The following is an 11,847-nucleotide window of genomic DNA, read 5'->3' on the forward strand; positions in this document are numbered from 1 at the left end:
AAAGACTTTGCAGGTTTCTTGCTTTGAATGCCCTGAATTTTTATAGGCAATCACACGTTTTCTAAAATCAATTCCATATGCCATAGATTTATTATAACATGTATTATATAAAAAGTGAAAGACTATAGCCTATCGAAAGATGAAATATGCTACGAGTTCTCAATTAGCTGACCAGAGTATTTTTGATACAGTATCTTATGAAAAAACATTTCTAAGAGATTTGGAATCTGTAGAAAAACTAATACTTTCAATCTCAACAGCTTATCATTTGACGCTTCAACAATTAGTAGGACTGGTCAAGGAGGTTAGCCTAGAGATCTATATTTCAAAGGATGATAGAAACCAGACCTTTGTAGATCAACTATCAGAAACCGGAATAACTGTGCATGCGGTGGCAGGTTCCTTGCCTAATGTTACACTGATAAATGATAGTATCGTTTGGTTTGGTAAATTACCCCTACTCATTCAACACTATGACAAGGAAGAATCAATGCTTCTTCGAATAGAAAGTGAAAACTTGTTCCAAGAATTTAGGGAGATAATTCAAGAGAAGGAGTAGGGAAGCAGTGAAAGAGAGCTGAAAAATTATTCGTTAAAAATCCAAAGGATATTTTGCCACTCATCATATTTCCGAGCTTGTCGTAGCGTACTGCCTCTTGTATAGGTACAGACGTTGAGGGACGTTTTGAGTTTTTAGAGGGCTTTGTATCTTGATTTTTCAGGCGATTTCCTAAAGGTGTACCCCAATTCAATTCGGTTGCTTTCTGCTTCCCTTATGCGTTTGGAACCACGCCAAGCGCATGAAGAAAGTTTCGTTTTCAGATAACATATTTTCATAAAAATTACATTTTTTGCGGTAAAATTGTGTTATAATTACGGTGTGAATGACAGAATATTTATGATAATTTGTAAAAAACATGAAAATATTTTGAAAAATGCATGTAGCTAGAAAATGGTTACATGCATTTTCTTCAAGCGTACGACGTGGTTCGGAACTCGCAAGGGTTGAGTTTCTCGCAAAACTCTGTTATACTGGGTATCAATAAATAGAAAAAGTGCTGTCGGGTACTTTTTTCTTATTGTAAGAAGGAGGGGAAATGAACTATATTTGGTCTTATTTGAAAAAATACCCCAAGTGGTTGGTTCTAGATTTGTTTGGTGCAGTCTTTTTCGTGATTGTCAATCTTGGTCTGCCAACTGTTCTGGCTCGCATGATTGATGAAGGCATCAATAGTCGAGATATGGAGCGCTTGTATTTCTGGGCGATGATCATGCTGGTTGTGATTGTTCTTGGAACCTTGGGACGAATTGTTTTGTCTTACGCTGCCAGTAAATTGACGACTAGCATGGTGCGCGATATGCGAAATGACCTTTATGCCAAGTTGCAGGAGTACTCCCATCATGAATATGAACAAATCGGAGTTTCCTCCTTGGTGACAAGGCTGACCAGTGATGCTTTTGTTCTGATGCAATTTGCGGAGCAGGTTTTGAAATTGGGGGTTATTACGCCCTTGATGATGTTTTCAAGCGTCATGATGATTTTTCTGACCAGCCCATCCATGGCTTGGATAGTAGCCTTTGCCATGCCCTTTTTAGCGATGGTTGTCTGGTACGTAGCGGTGAAAACCCGTCCGTTATCTGAAAAGCAACAGAAAACCTTGGATAAGATCAACCAGTATGCTCGGGAAAATTTGACTGGTTTGCGGGTTATTCGCGCCTTTGCGCGGGAGGAATTTCAGGAAGACCGCTTTGCGGAGCAAAATAATCTCTATGCCCAAAATTCCAATCGCTTGTTTAAATTGACCGGTTTGACAGAACCCTTGTTTGTCCAGATTATCATTGCCATGATTGTTGCCATTGTCTGGTTTGCTTTAGCGCCACTCGGTCGGGGCGACTTGCAGATTGGGGATCTGGTTGCCTTTATCGAGTACAGCTTCCACGCCCTCTTGTCTTTCCTTCTCCTATCGAATCTCTTTACCATGTATCCTCGGACGGCAGTCTCTAGCGAACGCTTGAAGGAAGTCGTGGAGATGCCAATCTCGATCAATCCGAATGAAGAGGGGATTACAGAGACAGAAACCAAGGGTTATCTGGAGTTTGATAATGTGACCTTTGCCTATCCGGGAGAAACAGAAAGTCCAGTCTTGCATAACATTTCCTTTAAGGCGAAACCGGGTGAAACCATTGCCTTTATCGGATCGACTGGTTCTGGTAAGTCTTCCTTGGTTCAGTTGATTCCGCGTTTCTATGATGTTACTCTTGGAAAGATTCTAGTGGACGGGGTGGATGTGCGATCCTATAATCTCAAAGCCCTCCGCCAGAAGATTGGTTTTATCCCTCAGAGGGCGCTTCTCTTTACTGGGACGATTGCAGAAAATCTCCGCTACGGAAAAGAAGATGCCAGCCATGAGGAACTGCATCAGGCAGCGGATGTAGCGCAGGCGCGTGAGTTTATCGAAAGCAAGGAAGATCAGTTTGAAACCCACTTGGCAGAAGGGGGAAGCAATCTGTCTGGTGGACAAAAGCAACGCTTGTCCATTGCCCGTGCGGTAGTCAAAGAACCGGATATCTATATCTTTGACGATTCTTTTTCGGCTCTAGACTATAAGACAGATGCCATCTTACGTCGCCGCTTGAAAGAAGTAACGGAGAATGCGACTGTTCTCATCGTGGCGCAACGTGTGGGAACCATCATGAATGCTGATCAGATTATTGTTCTTGATAAGGGAGAAATCATCGGTCGCGGTACACATGAGGAGCTGATGGAGAGCAATGATATTTACCGTGAAATTGCTAATTCTCAGCTGAATAGCCACTCATTGACAGAAGAATAGGAGGAAACATGAAGAAATCATCTAGTTTTGCTCGTTTATGGAGCTATTTGAAAGTCTATAAACTGCCTCTTTTTGCAGCCGTTTTCCTTAAGATTCTTAGTGTCGTGATGAGTGTCTTGGAACCCTTTGTCTTAGGGCTTGCGATTACCGAGTTGACCAAAAATCTTATGGAGATGGCAAAAGGTGTGGCAGGTGCAAGAATCAATGTAAGCTATATTTTCTGGATATTGGTTCTGTATTTTATCCGAGCGCTCTTTTATGAAATCGGAGCCTATTATTCCAATTACTTCATGACCAATGTTGTGCAGCAGACGGTGGCGGATCTGCGCAATGATTTGAGTCGAAAAATCAATCGCATTTCGGTCTCTTACTTTGATCAGCAACAGTTTGGTGATGTATTGGGACGCTTTACCAGTGATGTGGAGACGGTGTCCAATGCCCTCCAGCAAAGTGTACTCCAGCTAGTCAATGCCATCTTTACGATTGCCCTTGTCATTGCCATGATGCTCTTTTTGAACCTCAACTTGGCACTGATTGTCATCATCAGTATTCCCCTGACTTACCTTGGTGCCCAATTTATCCTTAAAAAATCACAACCCTATTTCAAGGAGCAGGCGGCTATTTTAGGACGGCTCAATGGTTTTGTTCAGGAGAATTTATCAGGTTTCAATGTCTTAAAACTCTATGGTCGTGAGGAAACCTCAACAGAGGATTTCCAAAAAATCACGGATAGCTTGCAGCATGTTGGCTTCAGGGCAAGTTTCATTTCTGGTTTGATGATGCCCATTCTGCATGCAGTGTCTGATGTGACCTACCTACTTGTCGCTGTTGTCGGTGGTTTACAGGTCATTGCAGGGCGCTTGACTATTGGGAATATGCAGGCCTTTGTCCAATATGTATGGCAGGTCAGTCAGCCGATTCAGACCTTGACCCAGTTGGCAGGACCCTTGCAGAGTGCCCAGTCATCACTCGAGCGGATTTTCCAAGTCTTAGATGAGCCAGATGAGCAGATGGAGGTAACAGAGAAATTAGCCCATGATTTGACCGGGCGGGTCAGCTTCAAGCATGTTGATTTTCAATATGTGGAAAACAAGCCTTTGATTCGGGATTTTAATCTGGAAGTAGAACCGGGTGAAATGGTAGCAATTGTCGGTCCGACAGGTGCTGGGAAGACGACGCTGATCAATCTCTTGATGCGCTTTTATGATGTGACAAGTGGAGCGATTATGGTGGATGGCCATGATATTCGCACACTCTCTCGGCAGGAATACCGCCAGCAGTTTGGGATGGTCTTGCAGGATGCTTGGCTCTATGAGGGGACTATCAAGGAGAATCTCCGCTTTGGGAATTTGCAGGCGACAGATGAGGAAATCATTGCCGCTGCCAAGGCTGCCAATGTCGATCACTTTATCCGCACCTTGCCCGGTGGTTACAATATGGAGATGAACCAGGAATCAAGCAATATCTCGCTCGGTCAAAAACAACTCTTGACCATTGCACGAGCGCTTTTAGCAGATCCGAAGATCCTGATTTTGGATGAGGCGACGAGTTCTGTCGATACGCGCTTGGAGCTCCTGATTCAAAAGGCTATGAAGAACTTGATGAAAGGGCGGACCAGCTTTGTCATTGCCCACCGCCTATCCACCATTCAAGAAGCTGATAAGATCTTGGTCTTGAAAGATGGCCAAATTATCGAGCAAGGAAATCATCAGAGCCTCTTAGCTGACAAGGGTTTCTATTATGACCTCTACACAAGTCAATTCGCGAAAAAAGAAGAAAGTGCATAAAAGATGAGTAAAGTTGAGTAAAACTTGATTTTGAACCAAAATTGAATAATGTTGTAAACTAAAAAACGCAATAAATCAAGTTATCAAAACCCCTGATTTGTTGCATTTTTCTACTTTGAAGAGCTTCCTTGTGGGAAGTGTTGATTATCGTCATTTGAATGAGGGTTGATTCATCGTTATACTCTATAAAAATCAAAATCTGGAACTGGCTAAAGCTGAAACAGTTATGTCCCAAAGGGTGCCACACTTGACACGAGTTTCACTCGTTTTATTTCCAATCATCAACAGTCTATTCCTAGACTGTTGAAGTAGGTAGAACTCTGTTCTTTCTTGTTTTATAGTCCCCATTTAGTTTATATTTTTATTACTTCGTTAACTCGTCTTGTATAATTGAACTAGGGCTACGAGCTGTGCGAAAAAGAGACATAACTGTTTCAGCTTTAGCTGATAATGGTTCTTTAGGAAATAGGCTGAAAACCTCCACTGGAGCTTTTTACTCAGCAAGGCGAGTTAACGACGTCAGATTTTGATTTTTGATGAAAAGTAAGTAAAACAACTATAAAAGACAGAAGAGAGGCTGGACTTGAGTCCAGCCTCTCTTCTCATGGTTCGTGTCAACATCTCAGCGCAGTGCTTGATCGGCAGATTTGTTCGTGTTTCTCACTCCAAATCTGACCTAATCAACTGTGCGGGGGTGGGAAGACGAACTATTTTTCAACCAGTTGAGTTCTTTCTACTCCCCTCCTTCTTTTTATAGAGGATACCTTCAACAGAATGCTATTTCTACTTTTCTTTTGAAAGCGATGAGATAGCGATATTTTCAAGGGAAAGAGCGATTTCAATATCCTATTATCCTCCCAGTCTCTTAATGAAATGAATAGCATATTGGCAGATAACAAATTAGGATAGACCGTTATTGGGAGTTTATGAACTTTCTGAAAATGAAAGATTTGTTCCAGCTACCGATAAAATTAGTCTTTTTTCTTGTTAGAGGTAAAACGAAGACGGGCTAAAAGAGAGACTAGAAAGAGTCCTATAAGGGATAGTAAGCCAGAGGTTTTGCTTCCGGTTTCTGGTAACTGGCTGTTGCTTGCTTCCTGTCCAAAGTTCGCCATATCTTTATTTGTAGCTATGTTTCGTAGACTCTCCTTCTGAGGTTCAGTTGGAGTTTTAGGCTGGCTTATCTTGGTTCCGATCTCTATAATTTCAGGTTGGGCGAGCTGACTGATTTCTTCGGATAGGATGGTACGATGTTCCCTACCCTTGAGCGTCAAAATCTCGGTTACCAATCGTTTTATGCCATTGCTTCCTTTTTGAACGAGGTGTCGTTGCCCTTGTGCTAGATTCTCATTGGTTCGCTCAATTATTTCAAAAGCAAGTGTTTCAAATGTGATTTCTTCTCTCCGAGAGATTGGCAAGATAGGTTTTTCTTCCATCTCTGGTGCATAATTAGGTATAGAGTGAATCTGCTTGCTACCAACTTCGATGATTTGCTCTTGCATTGGGAGGGTGATTGTATCCGAAAGAACGGTGCGAACTTCCTTACCATCTACTAGAGTAATTTGTGTCACGATTGTTCGTTTGCCATTTACTCCTTGCTGGATAATCCTTTCTTGTCCCAATGGTAGTTCTGGATTAATGCGTCGAATCGTTTCAAACGGAATTGTTTCTACTATGGTTTCTGGGAGGAGTTGAAGGGCATTGTGGGCTTCTCTTAGCTGTCTCAAGTAATTATCTACTTGTGTCTGCTTATTACGAGGTAGGTTCCATACCAGTCCTTCCAAGACTTCCCTGAGAGTTGTGAGGCTTTCTGTTGTATAGATAGTCAAGTCGTCAGGAAGAGAGTTAATCTCTTCTATTAATTGTCGATAATCTGCTGGGAAGTAGTCTGCATTTTGAGTAGCAAACCTCTGTAACAGGCGTTCTACTGACTCGTAGAGATAAGGTTTGGAAGGAGTGTCTGCCCAGACAGCGACCATACTACCGATAATAGGAATCCGATGTCCATTTGATTTTTGAACCTTTTCAAAGGCAGTTCGATTGATACCATTCAATCCTTGATCTAGGTTATACCAACCAGATCCGTCGCGTTCACGACCGATGACATAGTACCAGTCATCATTTGTATTGAGAATCTTATGCCCTTTGTCTGATAGGAATTTAGAAGAAGCGACATCAAAGCCGTTCCAACCTCCAGTCCAATAGGAGATGATAATGTCTTTATCAAATTCCCCTGCATCAGTGTATTCATTATGATAAATGCCGTCATTAAATGCCATTGGTTCAAGGCCATGTTTTTTAACGATTGCGGCTAATTGATTGGCATAGGTCACGAGTTTATCGTATTCTCCATTCGCTTGCAGTACATTCCAACCATACCCGCCATTAGCTGTGACATCATTAGCATACTCGTCCAAACCGATATTGAAAATTTGAGCTTTTCCAGCAAAGTAAGTAGCATATTTATCAATCAAGGCTTGCGTAAAGGCAACAGCCTGAGTATTATTTAAATCAACTGTTCGACTGGATTTTTTGCCCCTGTATTTAAAATGAGGATTCTCAATTCCTAGTATTTCCATAGCGTCCAGTATAGCATCCATATGACCGGGGCTATTGAGGGCTGGAATGAGAGAGAGATCTTTTTCTTTTGCATAGCTAAGAATATCATCCATTTCGGCTTGGGTCAGATGATTCCCATTTGGATCGGCGTAATAGCTATTATTTCCCTGGGTCAAGGCTGCCTTGACCTGCTCACTATCATAGGTTTGTCCATTGACAGTTAAGGACATATCATCTAGGAAGAAGCGGAAACCATCATTTCCTAATAAGAGGTGGAGGTCTGTATATCCATGCTGACTAGCCAAATCAATAATCTGTTTCAACTGGCTAGGACTAAAGTATTTACGTCCAGCATCAATTGAAAAGACTTTTTTCAAAGCTTGTTTGTCGGTTGGAGCAGGCACTGCATCTGTTCCTTGAGCTTCTCTTGCTCGGATTTCGCCAACGGCCATAAAGGTATTTTCACGCCCCCCATCTCCGACAGTCGTCCGACCTTGTAGTTTGACGTAACGTGCTTGGATTGGAGTAAATTCAGAAACTTGCCAACCAGTATCTTCAGAAAATTGACCTGATCTGACCCAGGTCCAGTTTTGTTTGTCATCGCTGACGTAAATGTCATAGTTTTTGACCATGCCATTGTGACCACCGTCTCCTCGTGCCATGTAAGCTAGACCGTTGAGAACTCGTACTTTTCCAGTATCAATTATTAGCCATAAATCAGACTGAGGGGCACCATCCCAAGAAGAATGCCAATGGGTGCGCGCATTGCCATCAAGGGCATTAGCAACTGCATTTTCTTCCCCGTCTTGTGTTGAGCCTGCCTCTAGCTGTGTTTCTGATGCTGGAACATAGTCATCGAGGAATTTTCTAGTTGGCTTGCTGTATTTTTCTGCCAAGGCTTCAACAGCCTTATTTAGGCGATTCACTTCTGCCTCAACTGACAAATCTTGCTGAAGACCCGTTGATTCTTTGGCACCATAGGCATTGGTTCGACCATATTCACGGGCAACGCTCAGGAGGAGATTATCAACTTCTTGTTGTGCTTCTGCCGATAGCGTCTTAATATAGCGGAGTTTCTCAATTTGGGCTTTCGCCATTTTGAAATGCTCAAATCGGGGGCTTGTCCGTGGTGTCTTATCTGTATCGTCTTTATCGGCAGGGTAAATGAGGAAAGGATCTCCGCTTTCCCACCACCAGTGGTCAATATTTACTAGCGGATCTTTGACCCAAGCATCGTAAGCCCAACGTAAGAAACCATCCATCCCTAATGATTCCGCATACCATAAAGTCCAAGCACTCTCTACTGGTGCACTGCGAGCAAAGGAACTAGGGTAATCCCCAACGCAAGTATAGAGGGTAGTTGTGAAGCCCTTTTTACGTCTTGCTTCCGCAAGTTGGCGAATAGCGACTGGATCAGTAATTTGTGCTAGGTCAATTGAAATATCATGAATATGATTCAACAGCTCCGCTTTTTCAGCAGAGTAGTTCATTGCTGCACTCAATTTCAATGTTTTACCATCTTTATTGCGATACTGTTTGACCAGATTGACCACATGTTCCATATCTGCTAGTGGTCGCTCATCCATGGAAAGATAGGTTTTATCAAACCAATCTTTTTCATCTAAATGACGGATATAACTTTCTAGGAACTCACCCCATACTGTTTTCCATTGAGCGCTCCCTGTTGGCAGTTTGACACTTTTAACTTGTTGACTTGCTTCGTCAAAATAGGCTATTTGATTTTCCCACGGGGTCAACGAGAACGACTTAATCTGCTTGTCAATTCCTAATTCCATTGCAAGAGAGACATATTTGTCAAAGTGTGTAAAGTCAAAGGTAAAGTGATTGTCTGTATTTTTTATCCATTTTACCATGCTCGGATAGCGATCGTAGGTCTGGGAGTGCCAAGGATCCTCAGAGATAGTGGTCGTAATTGCTTCCCCACCTAATTTAGCATATTCTGAGAGTTCTTGACGTAAAATAGCTAAGTGCCTGTCTCCGAAAAGCTCCTCCTCGCTGATTCCGTAATAGCGAGCGACGGTAAAGGGATATTGCCATAACTCTATACTGAAACGATTTTCGCCATCGGTCTTTAAATTTTTGACTTCAAATTGATGATCGATTTCGATCGGTTTTGTCAGATTGTCAGCGGTGATTAGAATCTTACCAGTATAAGTACCTGCCTTGGCATCTTTGGGAACAGTCAATTTTAACCAAAGAGCTTGCAAGCTTTCTTTAGTGATAGTGGTTACCTGAGCTTTATCCAAGATATCTGGGATCATCTCACGGGGAATATTGCTCCCTGGAATTTGCCCCCAAGTACCGCCACGTCCAATGTGTCCCTCGGTTTCACGGATAAAGAAAGTAGTTAGTGCATCTGCTGGAATCACATTAGTAGCACTAGAAAAATCAGTATTGGTGATACGAACATTTTGTAGGTCTTCATTTTTGCTTAGAAGAATTAGTTTACTATTTAATTCTTCTCCTAGCCAAGCAACTTGTTTTTCTTCTTGGGTTAAGGGTTTTGAGAGAAGAGTTTGATATTCTGATTGCTTGGTATGTTGGCCGATTGAGGCACTGGTCACATGTAGGTTGTTTTCTGCTGGAATGACACGAACAGAAATCACTTTGGCAACGTTTGCCCCAGTAACATGAATCTCTGCCTGTCCAGGTGCAATTCCTTTGATAAGACCTTCTTCATCTACGGTTGCTACTGCTGGATCGCTACTGGTAAAAACGAGCATCTCATCTGCATAGTCAGGATAAGCTGTCACCTCTACTTTTTTTGTTTGAATGGGTTCTAAGGTCACTTCAGCTGGGGAGACTTCCAATCGTTCATAGGGGATAGGCTTGTAATAAACCAATACATTAGAATGATAGTAGTAGCTATTTTCATGAGGAACTAGCTTTAGAATATGTTCTGCTTCCGTCAAATTTTCAAGTGTCTGAACGAGTACGGAAGTTTCTCCTTCCTCACTGGTTGTACTAGTATCAAAGCTGTCTACTTTTTGATTATCTAAGTAAACATCCACTATACCAGACCAACTTGTTTTATCTGCGTAAATCTCGGCCTTGTGTCCGATAAATGTGACGGATACACTTCCGGGATTGGTTCCTACATGGGAACTAGTATAGTTTGTCCATTCTCCCTCGTACTGCGTCTTAAAGAGTTCGCCAGTAGTAGTCGTATCAGCATGATCAATACTTATAATCTCTTCTTTAGCTGTGTTGTTTGCTTCTGGGGCAGGAGCTTCTGCTTCTCTGGTCCTTAAGGAAGATGGAGCAGGACTTGCATCGGGTCTACTAAGACTTTCAGAGTCTATGGAAGCAGTTGCTTCTTCAGAATCTGTTTCAGGTATCTTAGAATCTTCAGAAGGTGTTATTTCTTCAGAATTATCAGAGCTACTAGGACTTTCAGAAGGTACAGTAGGCATTGTTTCACCTGTTTCTTGGTTTATTGGGAGGTTTTCGGTGGAAAGCTCTTGTGCGAGTACTTTCAGCTCCGTAACTTGCTGGAGTGTCCAAATACTGCCAGCAACAATACCAAATTTCAACAGTTTTTTTAAGGTCATACGTAAGACCCCTTTCTAAAATAATGATATGAGATATAGTAATAATATCCTGTTTCAAAAAATATAAACGCATTCTTTTTGTTTGACGGTGAGGAAGTATACTTTATATTAAGATACAGAGGACGAAAAAAAGCGACTGTCCCCTTTAATGTGTTAACAGTCCTTTCCCTGACTGTTATAGTTGTTCCACTTTAAAAAGTGATGATATGGTCATTTAGTTTATATTTTTTATTACTTCGTTAACTCGTCTTGCTGTACCCCAGTACTACCTGCGACTCGTTGCCTAGTACTAAAAATAAACTAAACAACTATATCTATTAACTATGAGTACACATTCTAATACTCTATAAAAATCAAAATCTGACTAGGCAATGAAACCGCAGGTAGAACTGAAGTTCACCAAGGTGAATGAACGACGTCAGATTTTGATTTTTGACGAGTATAAGTTTAGGATAAGACATTGAGAGATGGTTTTAAAGTGTAAAGACTATAATAATGTATCTGTAAAACAGTTACAGCCTGCAACAGCTACGGCAAAAATAGGACATACGACGAGTGAAAAGCTCTAGTGGGGGGTCAGCCATTTTCTAAAGGTAGGATATGGGTAACCAGTTAAAACTGCAACAGCTGGGCTTCTTTTTTCCGAACTTTTAGTCCATATTCAATCATAAAAGATAAACGAGATGACGATCAATCATTAAAAGTAACTACTTTTCTTGTAGACCTCTTGAAATAGTGGGGAACTATTCTACCTACCTGCAGTTTCACTGTTTGGTCAGATTATGATTTTTTGATGGGGGGGGGTATGGTCTGCAGTGGAGATGCTTCTTTGAAATCTATTGGTGGTTTCTCTCAATTTAGACTAGCTTCAAATAAGAGGTGACTATGTTAGCGCTTACGCTATTTAGTAGACTTGTTCGGTAACCAAATGTGATATACTATTTGTATGGAAACAATGTATGAAAAAGCTCAAAAACTCAGTTCAGAGAACTTCAAACTTCTCATAGGTGTTCAAAAAGAGACCTTTCAAGAAATGCTTACCTGTCTCAATGTAGCTTACCAACGTCAACATCGTCAAGGAGGTCGTCCACGCAA

General features: G+C 41.7%; 4 protein-coding genes and 2 pseudogenes. 4 read left to right on the top strand and 2 right to left on the bottom strand.

Annotation, left to right across the window (positions count from 1 at the left end; all coding sequences use genetic code 11):
- The coding region (locus BU200_RS11540) for an IS630 transposase-related protein (RefSeq protein ID WP_228063988.1) at positions 1 to 84 on the bottom strand (84 nt) is incomplete at its 3' end.
- A 55-nt stretch (positions 85 to 139) separates the two neighbouring features.
- On the opposite strand from BU200_RS11540, the gene BU200_RS09330 reads away from it, so the two are divergent.
- From BU200_RS09330 to BU200_RS09340, 3 genes are all read left to right on the top strand, one after another.
- On the top strand, positions 140 to 559 hold the full coding sequence (locus BU200_RS09330) for a phospholipase D-like domain-containing protein (protein ID WP_075099891.1): 420 nt from the start codon (positions 140 to 142) through the stop codon (positions 557 to 559).
- A gap of 538 nt (positions 560 to 1,097) precedes the next feature.
- The gene (locus BU200_RS09335; RefSeq protein ID WP_075099892.1) at positions 1,098 to 2,834 is read left to right on the top strand and encodes an ABC transporter ATP-binding protein; all 1,737 of its coding nucleotides are present in this window, start codon (positions 1,098 to 1,100) and stop codon (positions 2,832 to 2,834) included.
- Between the two features lie 8 nt (positions 2,835 to 2,842).
- Positions 2,843 to 4,621 (top strand): ABC transporter ATP-binding protein, encoded by a 1,779-nt coding sequence (locus BU200_RS09340; RefSeq protein ID WP_075099893.1) that lies wholly within the window; start codon positions 2,843 to 2,845, stop codon positions 4,619 to 4,621.
- Between the two features lie 1,196 nt (positions 4,622 to 5,817).
- Here the strand turns inward: BU200_RS09340 and BU200_RS11715 are convergent.
- Positions 5,818 to 10,752: pseudogene (locus BU200_RS11715) on the bottom strand (glycoside hydrolase domain-containing protein); the annotation flags it as partial.
- Between the two features lie 946 nt (positions 10,753 to 11,698).
- Here BU200_RS11715 and BU200_RS11310 point away from each other — a divergent pair.
- A pseudogene (locus tag BU200_RS11310) lies at positions 11,699 to 11,847 on the top strand (IS5/IS1182 family transposase); the annotation flags it as partial.

The organism is Streptococcus acidominimus (assembly GCF_001921825.1).
GTDB lineage: Bacteria > Bacillota > Bacilli > Lactobacillales > Streptococcaceae > Streptococcus > Streptococcus acidominimus.

What these genes read in the sequence shown, in the direction of transcription:
- BU200_RS09330 (WP_075099891.1), top strand. Translation starts at nt 140, where the DNA reads ATGAAATATGCTACGAGTTCTCAATTAGCTGACCAGAGTATTTTTGAT.
- BU200_RS09340 (WP_075099893.1), top strand. Translation starts at nt 2,843, where the DNA reads ATGAAGAAATCATCTAGTTTTGCTCGTTTATGGAGCTATTTGAAAGTC.
- BU200_RS09335 (WP_075099892.1), top strand. Translation starts at nt 1,098, where the DNA reads ATGAACTATATTTGGTCTTATTTGAAAAAATACCCCAAGTGGTTGGTT.